At 64.4% G+C, this 16,242-nt stretch carries 12 protein-coding genes, 1 other RNA gene and 1 pseudogene; 6 read left to right on the forward strand and 8 right to left on the reverse strand.

The window, feature by feature from the left end; genetic code table 11:
• Nucleotides 1-5: 5 nt before the first annotated feature.
• Nucleotides 6-1,001: a GTP 3',8-cyclase MoaA gene (moaA, locus tag RIC11_RS14790; protein ID WP_350212626.1), complete on the reverse strand. Its 996-nt coding sequence runs from the start codon at nucleotides 999-1,001 to the stop codon at nucleotides 6-8.
• Nucleotides 1,002-1,329: 328 nt separating this feature from the next.
• On the opposite strand from moaA, the gene RIC11_RS14795 reads away from it, so the two are divergent.
• The 4 genes from RIC11_RS14795 (at nucleotide 1,330) to RIC11_RS14810 (ending at nucleotide 4,554) form a co-directional block, all read left to right on the forward strand.
• Nucleotides 1,330-1,485 (forward strand): hypothetical protein, encoded by a 156-nt coding sequence (locus RIC11_RS14795; RefSeq protein WP_350212628.1) that lies wholly within the window; start codon nucleotides 1,330-1,332, stop codon nucleotides 1,483-1,485.
• A gap of 62 nt (nucleotides 1,486-1,547) precedes the next feature.
• Complete coding sequence (locus tag RIC11_RS14800; protein WP_350212630.1) at nucleotides 1,548-2,240, forward strand: methyltransferase domain-containing protein; 693 nt, start codon at nucleotides 1,548-1,550, stop codon at nucleotides 2,238-2,240.
• Complete coding sequence (locus RIC11_RS14805; protein ID WP_350212632.1) at nucleotides 2,237-3,394, forward strand: NAD(P)/FAD-dependent oxidoreductase; 1,158 nt, start codon at nucleotides 2,237-2,239, stop codon at nucleotides 3,392-3,394. Before RIC11_RS14800 ends, RIC11_RS14805 begins: the two co-directional genes overlap by 4 nt.
• A 62-nt stretch (nucleotides 3,395-3,456) precedes the next feature.
• Nucleotides 3,457-4,554 (forward strand): type III polyketide synthase, encoded by a 1,098-nt coding sequence (locus tag RIC11_RS14810; RefSeq protein ID WP_350212634.1) that lies wholly within the window; start codon nucleotides 3,457-3,459, stop codon nucleotides 4,552-4,554.
• A gap of 46 nt (nucleotides 4,555-4,600) precedes the next feature.
• On the opposite strand, the gene RIC11_RS14815 is transcribed toward RIC11_RS14810, so the two are convergent.
• Both RIC11_RS14815 and RIC11_RS14820 read right to left on the reverse strand, forming a co-directional pair.
• Nucleotides 4,601-7,069 carry a bifunctional glycoside hydrolase family 9 protein/polysaccharide deacetylase gene (locus RIC11_RS14815; RefSeq protein WP_350212636.1) on the reverse strand — a complete coding sequence of 823 codons (2,469 nt, stop codon included), beginning with the start codon at nucleotides 7,067-7,069 and terminating at the stop codon, nucleotides 4,601-4,603.
• A 216-nt stretch (nucleotides 7,070-7,285) separates the two neighbouring features.
• Nucleotides 7,286-8,251 (reverse strand): formylglycine-generating enzyme family protein, encoded by a 966-nt coding sequence (locus tag RIC11_RS14820; RefSeq protein WP_350212638.1) that lies wholly within the window; start codon nucleotides 8,249-8,251, stop codon nucleotides 7,286-7,288.
• A 437-nt stretch (nucleotides 8,252-8,688) separates the two neighbouring features.
• On the opposite strand from RIC11_RS14820, the gene RIC11_RS14825 reads away from it, so the two are divergent.
• Together RIC11_RS14825 and ssrA are read left to right on the forward strand one after the other, a co-directional pair.
• On the forward strand, nucleotides 8,689-9,198 hold the full coding sequence (locus RIC11_RS14825) for a pyridoxamine 5'-phosphate oxidase family protein (RefSeq protein WP_350212642.1): 510 nt from the start codon (nucleotides 8,689-8,691) through the stop codon (nucleotides 9,196-9,198).
• A 500-nt stretch (nucleotides 9,199-9,698) separates the two neighbouring features.
• Nucleotides 9,699-10,081: a transfer-messenger RNA gene (gene ssrA, locus RIC11_RS14830) on the forward strand.
• Between the two features lie 264 nt (nucleotides 10,082-10,345).
• Here the strand turns inward: ssrA and RIC11_RS14835 are convergent.
• From RIC11_RS14835 to RIC11_RS14855, 5 genes and pseudogenes are all read right to left on the reverse strand, one after another.
• A pseudogene (locus RIC11_RS14835) lies at nucleotides 10,346-11,398 on the reverse strand (tyrosine-type recombinase/integrase); the annotation flags it as partial.
• A 13-nt stretch (nucleotides 11,399-11,411) separates the two neighbouring features.
• Entirely contained in the window at nucleotides 11,412-11,627 is a 216-nt protein-coding gene (locus tag RIC11_RS14840) for a helix-turn-helix transcriptional regulator (RefSeq protein ID WP_350212643.1), read from the reverse strand.
• A 507-nt stretch (nucleotides 11,628-12,134) separates the two neighbouring features.
• The gene (locus tag RIC11_RS14845; RefSeq protein ID WP_350212645.1) at nucleotides 12,135-12,545 is read right to left on the reverse strand and encodes a hypothetical protein; all 411 of its coding nucleotides are present in this window, start codon (nucleotides 12,543-12,545) and stop codon (nucleotides 12,135-12,137) included.
• A gap of 233 nt (nucleotides 12,546-12,778) precedes the next feature.
• Nucleotides 12,779-15,067 (reverse strand): type IV secretory system conjugative DNA transfer family protein, encoded by a 2,289-nt coding sequence (locus RIC11_RS14850; protein WP_350212647.1) that lies wholly within the window; start codon nucleotides 15,065-15,067, stop codon nucleotides 12,779-12,781.
• Between the two features lie 12 nt (nucleotides 15,068-15,079).
• Entirely contained in the window at nucleotides 15,080-15,778 is a 699-nt protein-coding gene (locus RIC11_RS14855) for a hypothetical protein (protein ID WP_350212649.1), read from the reverse strand.
• Nucleotides 15,779-16,242 lie beyond the last annotated feature (464 nt).

A 16,242-nucleotide genomic window follows, 5' to 3' on the forward strand; every position in this document is an offset into this window, starting at 1 on the left:
CCGCTCTAACCGCCGATCGCCGACATCGTGCGGCTCGGCTGGACGAAGTCCGGGTGGTTCACACGGTGGCCGGGCCCCTTCGCGGCGATCGCCGCGGAGAGCACCTCGGCCAGTTGCTCGTCGCTAACGCCGGCGCGGAGCGGGCCGCGCACGTCGACCTCCTCCAAGCTGAACAAGCAACTCCTGAGCTTGCCATCGGCGGTCAGCCGGAATCGGTCGCAGGTGTCGCAGAAGGGGGCCGTCACGGTCGGGATGAAGCCGATCCGCCCGACGCCGTCGACGAACTCGTACTCGCTCGCCGGGCTGCCGGTCGGCGCCGCCACGGGGCGGAGCGGGAGCAGCGCGGCCTCGAGCGCCGCGCGCACGTCGGCGGCCGAGAGGACTTTCGAGCGTTCCCAAGCGCTCGCCGCGTCGAGCGGCATGTACTCGATGAACCGCACCTCGAGGCCCGTCTCGCGGGCGAAGTGCCCGAACGGGACGACCTCCGACTCGGTCACGCCCCGCAGCGAGACCACGTTGATCTTGATCGGCGCGAGGCCCGCCCGGCGCGCCGCGGCGATCCCCTCGATCACCCGCCGGTGGGAGTCGCGCCGGGTGAGCTCCGCGAACACGGCCGGGTCGAGCGCGTCGAGGCTGACGTTCACCCTCCGCAGCCCCGCCGCGAACAGCGCGTCCGCCTGCTCGGCCAGCAGCACGCCGTTGGTCGTGAGGGCCAAGTCGGTGAGCCCGTCGATCGCCGCGAGCAGACGCACCAGCTCGGGCAGGTCGCGTCGCACCAGGGGTTCGCCGCCGGTCAGCCGGACCTGCCGCACCCCCAAGCCGACCGCCACCCGCACCACGCGCTGAAACTCCTCGAACGTTAGCAGCTCTTCCCGCGGCGCGAGCGGGACTCCCTCGGCGGGCATGCAGTAGCGGCACCGCAGGTTGCAGCGGTCGGTGACGCTCACACGCAACTTCGTGTGGCGGCGACCGTACGCGTCGACTAACTGCCCCGACTCCAAAGCGTCCCCCCTCCGGATCTCGCCCCCCCGACGCTCCGCTACAAAGCGTCCGATTGCCGCCGCTCATTATGACCACGCGCGGGGCCGAGGAGCCAATCGCCATGGCTTGCCGCGACGAGTCAGCCACCGCCGGCTACCCGGCCGCAGCGACCGAGCCGGCTGTCTCATGGTGTCGCCCGTGACCGGTTCGGTCCAGCCCGCGTGTGCGTCCGGCGCGTCGCAGCGCCTCGGCTGTGGGCCGAAGGCTCCGCTACCCCGGATGGGTCAACCGGCGAGCCCGCGTCTACACTAGCGGTGGACCACCCCGCCCACCCGAGATGGCCGCGAAATGCTACGCCGATCCGCCGCGCTCACGGACTACGTGACCGACGCCGCCTTCGGCCGCGGGGTGGTCTGGAGCATGCCGGCATTCGCGAACCAGCGGATGCACGCCCGCAACGACAAGCGGTTGGTCTGCGTCGACCTGTCGCGCCGATCCGACTGACCGCTCGCCCCGAGTAGGGCCCCACGTCCGCTCGCGCCTACCTGCCCAAGCACGTGCCCACCATGCGGCGGCGACTTCAACCGGAACTCATGGACGACCCGGCGCTCGACGCGGCCGCGCACCACCAGGCGCTGCGCGGCTTGCGCCGGATCAACGCCATCAGCGGCACGGCCTCGCGGCTCTTCCGCGCGATCGAGCGTGTCGCGTCGGCGCGGGGGCTGACGTCGGTCCGCGTGCTCGACGTCGCGTGCGGCGGGGGCGACCTGCTCCTCGGCCTGGCGCGGCGCGCGCGCCGCAACGACCGCCGCCTGAGCCTGTCGGGCTGCGACATCAGCCCCCGCGCGGTCGAGCACGCGCGCTCCCGCGCGAGCGGCCGCGCGGAGATCGACTTCTTCGTCGCCGACGCGGTCGCCGAGCCGCCGCCGGAGCGGTACGACGTGGTCCTCTCAACGCTGTTCCTCCACCACCTCGACGAGGCCGCCGCCGTCCGCCTGCTGCGCAACGCGCGCCACGCGGCCGGCCACGCGGTGCTCGTCGAGGACCTCGCCCGCGGACGCGTCGGGCACGCGCTGGCGGTGGTCGGTGTCCGCTTGCTGTCCCGGTCGCCGGTGGTCCATTTCGATGGCCCCGCGTCGGTCGAGGGCGCGTACACCGTCGACGAGGCGAAGCGCCTCGCGGCCGACGCCGGCCTCGACTCGGCGCACTTTTCGCACCACTGGCCCTGCCGATTCCTGATGCAATGGCGCCGCCCGTGACCCAACCCGCCCACAACCCAGAGAAGCCGCCCGCCGAGCACTGGCCGGCCGTGGTGGTCGGCGCGGGCGTGGCCGGCGCGACGGTCGCTTGCTTGCTCGCCGCCGCCGGCTTGCGCGTGCTGCTCGTCGAGGCCAAGCGCTTCCCGCGCGACAAGGTCTGCGGCGCTTGCCTCAACCGCCGCGCGCTGGCCGCGCTGGCCCACGCCGGTCTGGAGCCCGTGCTCAGCACGCTCGGCGGAGCGCCCACCACCCATCTCGACCTCCGTGCGGCCGGCCGCGCGCTGAGCGTCCCCACGCCGGAAGGATTGGCACTCACCCGCCGCACGCTCGACACGGCGCTGCTCGCCGAAGCCCAACGGCGCGGGGTCGCCGTGCGGCAGGGCGTGCGTGCGGCGGTCTTGCCAACGACGGCTTCGGGCTATCGGCCCGTGCGGCTTACGCCCGACGAGGGCGAACCGACGGTCGTCGCGGCCGCCGTGGTGATCGCCGCCGATGGCCTGGGTGCGCCGTCGGTGTCGGGCCTCCCCGATTTCAGGCCCCGCGCCGAGCAAGCCTCGCGGATCGGGGCCGGCGCGACGCTCGCCGACGAGTCGATTCCCAACTTGCAAAGCGGCAGCGTGCTGATGGCGGTCGGCCCGGCCGGTTACGTGGGCGTGGTGCGGTGCGAGCAAGGGAAAGTCAACGCGGCCGCCGCGTTCGACGCGCGACCCGCCGCTCGGAGCTCGCTCGGCGAGTTGGCCCTCGCCACGCTACGCGCGGCCGGCGTGCCAGCGGCCGACTCGGTCGCCCGGGCCCCATGGCGCGGCGTTCGCCGGTTGACCCAGGCGGCCGGGCGCGTCGCGGGCGAGCGGCTGCTCGTCGTGGGCGACTCGGCCGGGTACGTTGAGCCGTTCACCGGCGAAGGGATGGCCTGCGCCGCCGAGGACGCCCTCCGCGCCGCGCCGCTGGCGGCCCGCGCGGCGACCGGTTGGGAGCCGGCCATCGACGCCGATTGGACCGGGTATTGCACCGCCAGCCGCCGCGACCGCCAACGCGACATCCGCCGCCTCGCCTGGCTGCTCCGGCGGCCCTGGGCGACCCGCGCGGCGATCACCGCCGCCGCCGCCTGGCCGGCTGTTGGCGGCCGCCTTGCCCACCGCATCTGCACGCCGTAACGACCTCCACGCCCCCGCGGCGCGTCCCCCCCATTCGAAAGCAGCACCCCAGGAAACCGCCCGTGGCGACCCTCATCGCGGGTCTCGGCGCCGCCGCGCCCGAGCACTCGATCCGCCAAACCGACGCCGCCGAGTACGTGCAAGGGATGTGCGTCGCGACGCCGCAGAGGCGCGTCTTCGCGCGCAGCCTCTACTCGCACTCGGGCGTCGAGAAGCGGCACAGCGTGCTGCTCGAGTCGACGAACAACGGCGAGGCGGCCCGCCAATCGTTCTTCTCGCCGCCGGACGACTCGGCCCGCCTGGGCCCGACCACCGGCGACCGGATGGACGCGTACCGCGCGGCCGCCGGGCCGCTGGCCGACCGGGCGGCCCGCGCCGCGCTGCGCGACGCGTCGCTCGCCGGCGCCGACGTGACGCACCTGGTCCTCGTGTCGTGCAGCGGCTTCGCCGCGCCGGGCGTCGACGTCGCGTTGATCTCCTCGCTCGGCCTTCCGCCGACCGTCAGCCGCACGAGCGTGGGCTTCATGGGCTGCCACGGCGCGCTCAACGGCTTGCGTGTCGGCGACGCGTACTGCCGTGCCGACCCGCGCGCGGTGGTGCTGGTGGTCGCGGTCGAGCTCTGCACGATCCACTACCAATACGACTGGACCCCCGAGCGGATCATCGCCAACTCGCTGTTCGCCGACGGCGCCGCCGCGGCGGTCCTCCGCGCGGGCGAACCGGGGGGCGCCGCCGGGCCGCCAACGATCGCCGCGAGCTACTCCGAGGTCCTCCCCGACAGCCTCGACGCGATGACCTGGCGGATCGGCGACAACGGCTTCGACATGACCCTCTCGCGCGAGGTGCCCGGCCTCATCGAGCGCGAGACCGGCGATCGGGTCCGCCGCTGGCTCGCCGACGCGGGCCTGGCCGCCGGAGACATCGCCGCCTGGGCGATCCACCCGGGCGGGCCGCGGATCCTCTCCGCGTGCGAGGCCGCGCTGGGGCTGCCGGACGATGCGCTGGTGGCCTCGCGCGCGGTGCTGGCCGACTACGGCAACATGTCGTCGCCCACGGTGCTTTTCGTCCTAGAGCGGCTCCGCCGCGCCGGCCCACTCACCCCCTGCGTGATGCTCGGCTTCGGCCCGGGCCTAGCGATCGAGGCCCTGCTGCTGAGGTGAACTGCGGCGTGCCGGCCACTCGCCCGCGCCCGACAACAGGCCTGCGCTACGGGCCGAGCAGTTGGTCGACCGTCACGAGTTCGTACCCACGCTCGTGCAGCGCGTCGATCAACCCGGGCAGCAGCGGCGGCACGCGGTCGCGCCGCGTGCTTCCCAGGTGGAGCAGCAGCAGGTGCCCGTTTAGGCCGTGCGGCGCCTGCTCCTCGTGCGCCAGGATGCCCTGGATCAACTCGGCCGACGGGCGAAACGCGTTGTGCCCCTCGGGCGCAAAGTCGCGATGCGACCCGCTCCCCGGCGTGAAATTGAACAGGCGGCAACCGGCCGCCGCCGCCCACTCGGCGTGCCGGGCGTTGTGCCACTCGTACGGAGGGATGAACCAAACCGGGTCCCCGGCCGCGCCGCCGAGCGTGCGCAACTCGTCCAAGTTCTTCCGCAGGTCCCGCAAGAATTCTTCTTTCGTCAGCAGGCTACGCTCGCGGTCGTCCCAGGGGGCGTAGAGCGGGTGGGAGTGCGAGTGCGGCCCGACGTAGTGGCCCCGGGCGACGGCCCGGCGTGTCCAATCGGCCATGCCCGGCTGGGCGAGGAAGTCTCCGGTCAGGAAGAACGAGGCCTTCACCCGTCGGTCGGCGAGCGTGGCGAGGATCTCTTCGGCGCCGTCCGTGTGCTCTCCGCCGGTAAAGACCAGGGCGATCTCCGGCTCGGCCGTACCCCCACGGACCACCGCGCCGTGGCTGATCTCTAGATCGCCCCGCGGCTTCTCCGCATGACGCGCATCCCGCCCGTAGTGCGCCATGAAGTAGATCGCGCCGGCCGTGCCGTCCATGGTCGGCTCGTTGGTCGAGTAGTCCCCGAAGTCGTCGTGGTAGGCGACATGCTCGTTCTGGAACTCCGAGTACTCGTCGGGCTCGTTCAGGCGGATGCCGATCAGGCTGTCGAAGACCGAGCGGTAAACGGGGCCGTCAACCAGCCCCCCCGGAACGTCGCGACGAAACAGCTTCCAGATCCCCGTGTGGACATCGCGCGGCGAGTCGCCGTCGCGCGGCACGCCGGTGAACATCGTCGTGCCCCACGGGTTGCGGCCCAGCAGCCAGTCTCGGTGCCTGGTGGCGTGCTCTCGGTACCGTGTGTCCCCGGTCATCCGTTCGTACAACAGCGCCTGCGTGATGAGCGCGGTCGTCAGGTTGTTCGAGCACCAGATAAACGGGACGCCCACGCCGTACACGTTGGTCTCCGCCCGAGCGACGGTCGCGTCCAGCCCGCTGCGGTAGTAGCCGGCCAGCTCTTCCTGGAAACTCGCGTCCACGTGAGGCCACAGAGCGAAGTGGCCGACGTTCACGAACGGGTAGTACTCGTAGTGCCCGGTTTGCTCGTGGTGCATCCAGCCGGTGTCGCCGGCTAGCCGAGCGTACCGCTTCGCCTGCTCCAAGTAGCCCGGCTCGCCGGTCTCTCGGTAGAGCTCTGCGGCGCCCCACTCCATGTCGTCTGCCCAGGTGACCTCGGCGTACCGGTACGGGGCGCCGTACGAGTTCCCTTGCTGCACGCCCTCGGCGGCGGCGCCCATCGCGTACAAGTCGCGGGCGGCGGCGAGGCAGCGCTCGGCGAAGACAGGGTCCCCCCTCTCTTTCCACACACGGTGTCCCATCGCCATCGCGGCGGCGCACCGCCCGGCCAGATTGGCGACCCCGTCCGAATCGCTCTTGTACTGCTTCAGCCCTTGGGGCTTGCCATCGGCGAAGTAGAGGACCCGGTAGCTGTTGGGGCCCCAGCCGTAGTCGGACGTGTCCGCGTCGGGCGACTTCCAGCCCTTGTGGTCGCGGTCGTCGGCGACCTGGTGGTAGAGCTGGCCGGGTTTCGGATGCAGCTTGTGGATCCAATCGAGGCCCCAGCGCGCTTCGTCTAGCACGTCGGGCCAGCCGTTCGGAACGGCGTGCCCCATGCGGTCGACACGGTCGGCGAACTTGGTTGGCTCCAGCTCGTAGGCCAAGAGCATCCGCGCCGTGGCGTTGCTGGCGGTCAGCAGGTACTTGAGTTGATCCCCGGCGTCGTGCCACCCGCCGCTGGCGTCGACGAAGGTACCCGTTGGCCGCGGGCCGTAGGCGGTCCGGCCGTCGCGTTGGTGGCAGACCATGTCCAGCAACGGGTTGTAACCGCATCGCTGTTGGCGCATGAAACCGAGCAGGTCCTCCACGTGGTTCGCAAACGCGTCGGGGCCAATCCGGAAGGGCCGCGACTGGGCCCCACCGGGCTGGAGCCGGATAACGTACCGGCCCGGCGTGCTCAGCTCGGTGAAGTCGAGCCGAGCGTGACAAGCGAAGGCGTTCCAATTGGGCTCGCTCGCCGGCCGAGAATCGCCGCCGAAACGGACCTCCCCGCTCTCGAGGTCCACGACTTGGAACGTCGTCGGGAGTTCTGCTTGGCTGAACACGATCGCCGATTTTGGGTCGGTCGCCAGGTAGCCCAGCTGGTTCGTCCGGATGAAGACCGGTTCAGCGGCGAAGCCGCACGTGCAGCCCATAGCGACAACCGCAACTCTCGAGAGAGCCGCGAGCCGGCGTGCGGTTGAGCGTAGAGGGCGCCGAGGCATAGAGCGCTTCGTCGGAGGGACCCGTTGGACCATCGGACCAGCTTATCTGCCGGGCAGCCGAAACGGAATTCGTCGGAGCGGCAGGTGGCGATGCTAAATCGCGCGCCACTTTCTGGCTCCTCCAGAAGAGGACGCCGAGCGGCCGCTTCACACCGCCGGGCAGGCCGGACAGTGGCGCGCCCGGCGCCGACGGCTCATCGAACAGGCAGCGGCGAACAGTGCGGGGGCCAGGCAGGATGGCTCTGGAACCTTAGCCACCCGGAAGCCGGTACTCAGCGGCTGGATGTCGGGTACACCACCTGTGCCGAGGGATGAAGATAGGCCTATAGCTGTTCCTGCTACACGCCAGTCACCACCGAGGACGTTTCGTGCCCCCGTACGCGTGTCGTTTACGAAGTCGAACTCCGTTTCGTGCCATTCGAGCACATTGCCTGACTGGCCGACGGCGCCGAAGTAGCTTTGGCCTCCAGCGAGATGAACGGGGGCAGGGCCTTCTTGTTGGTACACAGCGGTTCCGAAATCGACGCCTTGCGTGACCGGGGTGGGTGGGTCATCGGACTGTGTCGCATAGGTCGAATACGATCTAGAAACCGGGTCGTAGAAGGCCGCCTTGTACCACTCGTCGGTCGTGGGCAAGGCATACACGGCCAAGCTGTTCCTGAAGAGGTTGTTTACGTCGAATCCAGGATCGTCCGGGGTCCAATTCTGGAAACGGCCGAGCGAGTCGAAGTTGTACGCCGGTTGGGCGCCGACTTGATGGTTTAACCAGTTAGCAAACCGCGCCGCATCAAACCACGAGATGCCGCTCGCCGGGCGATCGGGGCCGCGTTGAACCGCGAGCACGTCGTCGATTGCCCTTCCTGAGAAGGCGCCGAGGGCCGCTGCTTTAGCGATTTGCGACTCGCTGATCTCGTACTTCGAGATTTGGAACGCCCGCGACACGCTGCCCAGCCTTTGCGGCGCGTCGGCGGGATTGCCAGGCGCCCCAATGTCAACGAAGACCAGCTCGAATGCCGAACTGCCTGAGCCGAAGGTGTCAGCGACGGCATGGGGCGCCGCGAGGAGAAGGGCGGCAATCGAACTTGCGATGCAAGCCCACGGAAATTGGTTCACAGAAGTAGTTGCTCCCAGTGTTTGCCCCAGCGCCGCTCAGGCTACCGCGACAGGGTGGCGGGAGCCAGGAATTAGGCCGTCGGACGCAACTTTTTGCGATGTTCGATGCCGCCCGCAGGTTCTACGCATGGTTGAAGCAAGGCGCTCGACCGCCGCCCCCCATCTGGCGGATCGAGCGGGTGGCGCTTCCAAAATTGACGCGCCCCCGTCGGGCTCCTCCCGCAGTGGACGCCGTGCGCCAGCTTCCCGCTGCCGGGCAAAGCCGGACAGCGACGCACGCGAACGCCCCGGGCCCAGGCGCGCGGTTTGCTCCTTCGCTCTGCGAAACCCCACAGCGCTGCGACCCGCAGCACTGCCATTCGCAGCGCTGTGATTCGCAGCACTGCCATTCGCAGCGCTGTAACTCGCAGCAAAACGCAAGCACGCAAGGAGCCTCGATGAGCGAAGACCCGCGCGAAAGATTCCAGCAGATTTTGGGCAGCTTCACCGAGGGGATGCTGGTCACCCGCGAAGAGTCCGACTCGCTCCGCGGCCGCCCGATGCGCGTGGCCCACGTCGACTCCGACGCCGACCTCTGGTTCACGACCAAGATCCCCTCCGGCAAGACCGCCGATATCCGCCAGCACGAGCAGGTGGCCGTCGTCTTCCAAGACAACGGCCGCTACCTGACGGTCAGCGGGTCCGCGTCGATCACCGACGACCGCGAAAAAATCCGCTCGTTGTGGCAAGAATCGTGGAAGGTCTGGTTCCCGGGCGGCCAAGACGACCCCGAACTGGGCTTGTTGCACGTCGAGGCGTCACACGGCGAGTACTGGGACAACAGCGGCGCCCGGGGCCTGGCCTACGCGATCCGCGCCGGCCACGCGTACTGGGTCGGCGACACGCCCGACATCCCCGAGGGGATGAACGCGAAGGTCGACCTAGAGACCTCCGGCTCGAAATCCTGAAGCCAAGTCCTGACGCCAAGTCCTGAAGCGAAGTCCTGACGCCCGGCGGCGCCGGCGCGGCGCCGCCCGCTGTGCGGTGTAACGCGTCGGCCCGGCCGCGAGCGAACGGGCCGAGTGGGTCACTTTCCCTGCTAGAATGGGTGGCCGGCGCAACGAGCGGCCCCGGCGAAGCGTAGCATTGAGAGCCGCGCGCCGCGTCAGCGGCGAGCCGGTGTAACGAAACCGCAAGCGCCTGCCCGCACGGGAGTTAGGGCGGGTTTCGTGACAGGTTTCGTTACAAACGAGCGGTTTGCGTTGCGTGTCGCGTTTGTATCAAAATAGCGGCGGCTTGCCGCAGCACCGCCGGGCCGCGGGCGCCGGCGATGGGCTGGCTATCCGGCGTCGGCGGCGCCGAATAAGATGGGGAACTCCCCCTGGCCGCGGATTGGGGGGTGCAGGGTAGGGAATCGGAGCGAACCGACTGGCTCGATCCGACGTCTTACCTGCTAGACGCAGACGCCGGGGGCGAACTGGGTTCGACCGGGTTGTCGAAGCGTGAGTGGCGTGTCGTGGTTGATCGGTGGCCCACGTAAAAAGCCGATTACAAACCTTCAATTGCCGAAGGTAACTACGCTTTGGCTGCCTGAGTTTAGTTAACTAAGCTCTGGCGATAGCCACGTACCACGGTAGGCCGCCGGAGCCTGCCGCTGGAACGTATAACCCCCTCCGGACCGCCGCGGTTCATCGCCTGGCACGGCCGCGGTTAAATTCGTTCCGGGCTAGTGCGTCGGAAGCCGTGTCCGTAAGGGCGGCCGGCGCGCGAAACCAAATCAACGGACTACACACGTAGAAGCTCCCGTGGAGCAATCGCGGGACGCGGGTTCGATTCCCGCCGCCTCCACTTTTGACAAACGCTGTCAGACGACGAAATCTTGCGATAACCCCTGTCAGTGACAGGGGTTTCGTCGTTTGGGGGCGAACTCTCCCCAGTGCCACCAGTTGCCACATTTTGACAGGGAGAGACCACTGGCGCGTGGCCAGAACGTGGACACTTTTCTGATGGCTCGCTTTGCGGGTCGGTCGAGGCCTCGGGTTGGATTTGCTCTGAAGAAAGCCCCTTCAGCTTCGTCAGTGCCCGTGCCTGGTCCTGCAAGCCGATGTGCGTGTACTTCATCGTCATCCGCACGTCGCTATGCCTGGCCAGCTCGCGAGCCTCCACCAGCGAGACACCGCTTCGCAGTAGCTCAGTGATGTAGGTGTGCCTCCCCGCAGAGTGGAAGTCAGCTACCCCATGGCTGTTCTTGTAGGCAATCCCTACCCTCTCCAGGTCCAGCTTGACCATTCGCCAAGTGCGTCGCTTGCCGAGCCGAGGGAACAGAGGCTTGCCACTATCAAGACTGGGGAGCCAATCCCGGAGCATGGCGACAAGCTCTGAGTGGAGTGGCAAGACATCCTTCCGACGATGCTTGGAACAGGCGGCCTCGACAGTTACCGTCGGCTGCGGGGCATCGAGCTGAAAACTCTCAGGGGTGAGGCTAGCGATTTCGAGGCGTCGCAGACCGGTGAAGTAGGCCAGTAGGTATAGTTTGGCCCGCGTCTCACCGTCGTAGCACTGGATGTCTTCCCCGCTCTCGCGTGCGGATTGAATGAGCTTAGAGACCTCTTCAGCAGTCAGGGCACGTCGCTTGTGACGAACATCGACTTCGGCATTCAACCGTTCCAATCCGAGTAAGGGATTGAAGGGAATTCGCTTTGTAAGAAGCATCCAGTTGCAGAAAGCGTCGATCGCCTGCAAGTAGTGGTTGTAGGTTCGGCGACCGAGGTCTTTCTTCTCGCAAAGTTCTTGGAGGTAAGTGACCACTGCGTCCGGGTCGAGGTCCGAGACGGTCTGGAAGCTGCAACCTTTGATGACTCTTCTCACTCGTCCGATCGTGAGCTTTACGTGCTTCGGCGTGTTATCGCCGAGACTCTTCTCGTAGGCCAGGATGTGCTTTTCCAGATCGCTGGCCTGGATTGCTTGCTCCCGTTCCTTGGCGGGGTCGATTAGGCCTCGCTTGCGGAGCATCACATCGTGCTCTAGCTTGGCGGCCATTTGCTCGGTCGCCCGTCGATCGGTGAAACCTTTGACCGTGCGACGTTTTCCGAGATGGTCGGTGTAGTTGACGTACCAAGGGCGGTTCTTTTTGCCCTTGTCGCGGCTCTTCTTGTAAATACTTGCCATTTGAAAACCTTTCTTACTTTGTTACGACTGGACAACCATTGTCGATCCACTGGCAGACTTCACCGAGTCGCCATCGGACGCTTCCACCAATTCGAATCGGCTGAACCATCTGACCGGTGCTCAGCAACCTCCAGACCGTGCGGGTGGAGATGCTGAGCATGTCTGCAACTTCCTCCGCCGAGATTAGGCGTGAGGGGTCGCCAATCGGTTTATGTTCGGACGCTTTCATTGTTGATCCTTTCGGCTTGTTGATCCACTGTCTTGTTGGACTTCACTACGAGTCTTTGAGGCCGAATCGCGCCAAGGCGCGTTTGGGATTCGGCAAGTAAGTACTTCGCATCCGCATCGTGGACATGTGCGGTGCTCGCGACGGGACGAGATCCACTTCGCTGAGCATGCAGTACAACACTGGTACCACATCACTGCTCCTTCATTTTCTGGTCGCACAACCAGGTGTGAGCTAGGTCCACAACTTTGGCCAGTGCGAGTAGGTCGGCGTTCTCCCCGAAGCGTGACGATTCAACCCAATGGTCACCATTGCGGTAAATACGGCTAACGGTGACGCTAAACCGTTCGCCATGCTTCGTGCGGTTTTGCCATATCGACGCTTTGATGAGCCCTATGCGGACCTCATGAACTGGAGGACTTTTTGCCATGACAACCCTTTCTGTATTCGTTAGGTGCACAAAAAGTGTCCCAAGCCCCTCAAATGAGGGACTCGGGACGGGATGGTTGCTTACCTTTGCAGTGCTTGCGATAGCGTCACCAGACCCAGGTCGGAGACGTACATCGCATCTCCTTCTGCCGCTGCTATCACATCACCTGGCGTGGCCGAGCGGAGTCCGAAGTCAACGACAACAACTTGGTTGTTCTCGACACTCTCGCAAAGACGTTCCATTCGACGATGAGCGTCATTGAATGAATTTCCTTGCACCAGTGCGACGAGTCGGAAGTCTCTCGGTAGCAGGTACTGCATCAGGCTCCCCATTGGATCGTTCCGCTTAATACGTTCCTTCACCGCAGCAAGCCGCTTCTCAGAGTGCGGTTGCCAGATTTCGAAGGTGCGTAGTTCGCGGTTAGTCACCTCGGGTTGCTTAACCACATGTTTCTTGATTGCGTTTTTGCGATGTGCTATGTGTTTTTCCATAACATTCCTTTTGTTATCCACGACCGACTAGGGGGACGGGCCGTGGTAAGTTCAAGAGCAGTTGGGCCTCCTACAGACGCAACTGCTTCCCCCTCGCTCAAATCCCGAAGGACCTCAGCGAAAGGTCGCATCCAACAATCAATCAACACTTTTTGAACCGAAGTCGCGGAAGCGACCGGTTAGTTTGCTGCACTCATCTCTGCAACGGGAGCGTTGGCGGCCACTTCAGCAACTCAGTTCGTGAGCCGAGTGGGGGTGCGCGGAATCTTCGGCGGCTTTGGACCGGTCAAAGCGGACGAAGGTGGTGTTAGTGGTGGCCGATGCTGTCCATTAATTAGCATCCCCTTTCTGGGCTTCAGCCAGGGACGGCTCACCAAGTCGTCGTACTCTTTCTTCGTTAGGTGATAGCCCGATTGAACGACCATCATCTGGCCGCCGTAGGCGGCGTAACCTTCTGCATCATTTAGGCGAAGGAAATACTGGTTTGGTGTGACGTTCACGCGGTCGATCAACCCGCTGCTGCAACGGTCCAGCAAATGCTCGGACCGAGTGTAGGTTGTCTCGCGACCGTTGGATGTGTCACGAACCGAGGTTGAAATCATGTGGTCAATGTACTGACCACCGAAGGTCTGCACTTGTTGGACGCCGAGAAAGTCAGTCGCTTTGATCCATGCCTGAAGAGCGGTGACACCGCTTAGCGTTCCAGGCATATTCGCATCGACGGCGACGAGGTCGGCAGAGGTCTGATTGGTCAGGATGACACCGACGCCGCTAGACCGCGCCTGCTGAAGGACCACGTCAATCGAGCGAGATATCATTCGCTGAAACTCATCGATGAGCACAACAACCTTGACCGACGATTTCTTCGAGTAAGCCCCGGCATGCAACAGGGCATTAAGAATAACGCGGCCGATTTCCGGGTTCGCAACGGGATCGGAAACCGCCGGTAGGCTGCAATGGAGGACACTTGGTGTATGGAAGAGGCTTTCAAGTTGGATGGCACTGTCAAGAATCTCCTGGCTGTACGTGGGTCGTGCGTTCATCGCGTCCGCCAGTCCGAGTCTTCGAAGAATGAGCCTTGGATGCTCGCCGTGTTTTTTGTTCTGCTGCGAGAGTTCCCATGGCTCTTGGGCAAATTGAAGCTCTCGTGCGAAGTATTCGGCTGCCTCTTGGAAGCTATTGATGTTCGGATACTTCGACGTGACGTGTTGCTGCACTGACCAAGCTGAGTCTCTAAAATAATCCTGTGGATAGACACACGGATGATTCAACCCAAAGATGCCGATCATGCAACTTGCTTGTTCCTCGGGCGAGAGCGACTTCCAGAAAGATTGCGAGTAGAGATCGAACAGGTGCGAAGCTTTGCCATGCGTTGGAGTGAAGGCGTAAGTGGGTACACGGCGTCTCTGCCGGAGGAGAACTTCCTTTGCGACGCTTCGTGCCGTCCAATACAACTCATTGCTGCTCGCCTTTAGATCCAGCGTGACAACCGAGTAGCCTTGCCAGATGAGCTGCTCCACGAGCTGCATCAGCATTACGGTTTTGCCAGATCCAGGAGGTCCCTGAATCCAACCACCATGCATTAGCCGCTCGGTAGGGTAATGAATGGGGGAGCCGTCGCCGAAGACTCGTCCAAGGTAAAGGCTTTTTTTGACATGTTCGCTCTGTGCCAGACTCAACCTACGAACAAAGGGGCGCCAGCTTGCCGGTTCAAACTGTACTTCCATGAGGGCATAGGCCTTTCCGAGTATCGAGCATGCGGCAACCGCCATAGCCACTAGTGGGAGAAAAGCCGCTAAGAGCAGGAGGAACGGGAGCACCGCGAGCCCGGATAGGCCAGAAACTAAGGTCACCGCAAAACCGGCCCACAGCACCACCACGGCTGAAGTCATGGTTACCCGAGTGACGGCACTCCCCGCTGGCGAAGCCTGTGTGCCTGGCGACTTGCATCGCCGTGGATCGTAGGTAATCCAGCTGTGGAGGGCTGCCTTGTAGGACTTAAAGAGCGGCTTGGGCTTGATTCCTGGTGGAAGCCTACCGGTCGCTTTGAAGTTGTCGATTGATTCTTTGTCGAGCATCCCGCAGCACGCGACTGCGATCCAGTGCGCGCGAAAGAGGTACGCAACGATCAGCGTCAAGGCGAGCGCCGCACTGGCCAAAGCGATGAGCCCTTCCGAGAACCCGCTTCTATAGGCAAGAAAGCAGCCAAAGCCGAATGCCCAAGTAAGGACGACGCCGACACTGAACGTCGGCGCTAGCCCTCTAGCTTCACGGCGTGCGAGCTGCATGATGATGAAAGTCGCTCCAACGGCGATGAACACAGAACCGAAGTTCATGCCTGCCGAAATGGCTGCGGAGCCGACAGCGATGAGATAGAGGTCCCAAACGAACCGACGGCAAGTAGACTTAAACGGGTACTGCGTTGCAATTGGAAACTTGTGCTCCAATTGCATGTTGGGAACTTGGCTTAGGTCCAAAGGATTTTGGTCAGCCGGATTCCGATACAGTTCATGCTTGCTCATAGAACAGGCCTTTCACAGGAACATGGTGAGACTAGGGTCGTGACAGGTACGCAGTTCAACACCGAGTCCTTGGCGCTGCGCTTCTTCCCAGAGAGAGCTTTCTTGCTCAGGAGTGGCCGTAACAATGTGGATGAAGATCCGTTTGGAACGGAATAGCTCGTTGATAGCCTCATGCGTTCGATAGCGGTGGAGCTGTTCGCAGAGTTTTGCAATGACGATCGCACCGCTTGTGCGAAACTCGACTCGGATCATCCCAAGCTTTGAGGTCTCATCGGAGGCATCGCAGTAGAACGCCCACTGCTGCAAGTCTCTTGAGGTAGGGAAGCCCGGAAAACGTGCTTCTAGCTCCTCTGGCAGGAGACGTAGCAACGGCGGCTTGCTCTTGGTGCAGAGCGATAGGCAGCCCCACAAGTACGGCAGCACCTGCGGTCCCGGTCGACGCGCAAGAACCGGCGGATATCCCCATCGAGCGATCGCAGTCGGCCCCAACCGTACTAAGCTCTTGGTGCCGTAGTAGAACCAGCGTTTGAGTAGCCCGCGCTTGATCATCTTGGAGATAATCTTCTGGGAGGTGGCTACCGACACTTCGGGGAAAATAGCCTGATGCAGTGTCTGGTTCGTTGCTATCTGATTGCGCAGCACGAAGTGGATCGAGTCATTCGACCGTTCATGAGCAAGGTCGGGACGCTTGTATCGGTAGGAAGAGTTCATTGCCTAATGGATCGCTATCGGGACGTTGTATAGTTCTGCATGCCGCACTAGGGATTCAACGCGGTCCGGCCTGTAGGCCCCCGCAAAGTCGATTAGCAGCAGCACTTGCCCATCACGGCAGAGCATGGCGTCTTCGACTTTGACGCAGCGTCCACGATGGTGGGCGTACTCTGACTCATTGAGCCAGCAGCGCTCGGTGAGCTTGTCGCATCTCCGCCGATAGCTCAGGTAGACGGAGGCAAGTCCAACGTCGTGTGTAGCCTGAATATCCTTCGGTGGCTTGACGGCCGAACGGCCGAAAAGCGAGCGACTGAGGGTCGTGGCGTAGTACACTCGCTTCACCAAAAGCGGTAGCGAATGCCAGCGACGACGAGCGAGATACGAAATGCGGCCATAATGTGGATAGTTCTCGCCGGGTCTCCAGGTGCAGAGCGGCACCGACATGCTCGGAAGTTCGCTTGCGA

The organism is Botrimarina sp. (genome assembly GCF_040219535.1).
Lineage (GTDB): Bacteria > Planctomycetota > Planctomycetia > Pirellulales > Lacipirellulaceae > Botrimarina.

What these genes read in the sequence shown, in the direction of transcription:
- RIC11_RS14855 (WP_350212649.1), bottom strand. Translation starts at nt 15,778, where the DNA reads ATGAACTCTTCCTACCGATACAAGCGTCCCGACCTTGCTCATGAACGG.
- RIC11_RS14850 (WP_350212647.1), bottom strand. Translation starts at nt 15,067, where the DNA reads ATGAGCAAGCATGAACTGTATCGGAATCCGGCTGACCAAAATCCTTTG.
- RIC11_RS14845 (WP_350212645.1), bottom strand. Translation starts at nt 12,545, where the DNA reads ATGGAAAAACACATAGCACATCGCAAAAACGCAATCAAGAAACATGTG.
- RIC11_RS14800 (WP_350212630.1), top strand. Translation starts at nt 1,548, where the DNA reads ATGCGGCGGCGACTTCAACCGGAACTCATGGACGACCCGGCGCTCGAC.
- RIC11_RS14795 (WP_350212628.1), top strand. Translation starts at nt 1,330, where the DNA reads ATGCTACGCCGATCCGCCGCGCTCACGGACTACGTGACCGACGCCGCC.
- RIC11_RS14825 (WP_350212642.1), top strand. Translation starts at nt 8,689, where the DNA reads ATGAGCGAAGACCCGCGCGAAAGATTCCAGCAGATTTTGGGCAGCTTC.
- RIC11_RS14815 (WP_350212636.1), bottom strand. Translation starts at nt 7,069, where the DNA reads ATGGGCTGCACGTGCGGCTTCGCCGCTGAACCGGTCTTCATCCGGACG.
- RIC11_RS14840 (WP_350212643.1), bottom strand. Translation starts at nt 11,627, where the DNA reads ATGAAAGCGTCCGAACATAAACCGATTGGCGACCCCTCACGCCTAATC.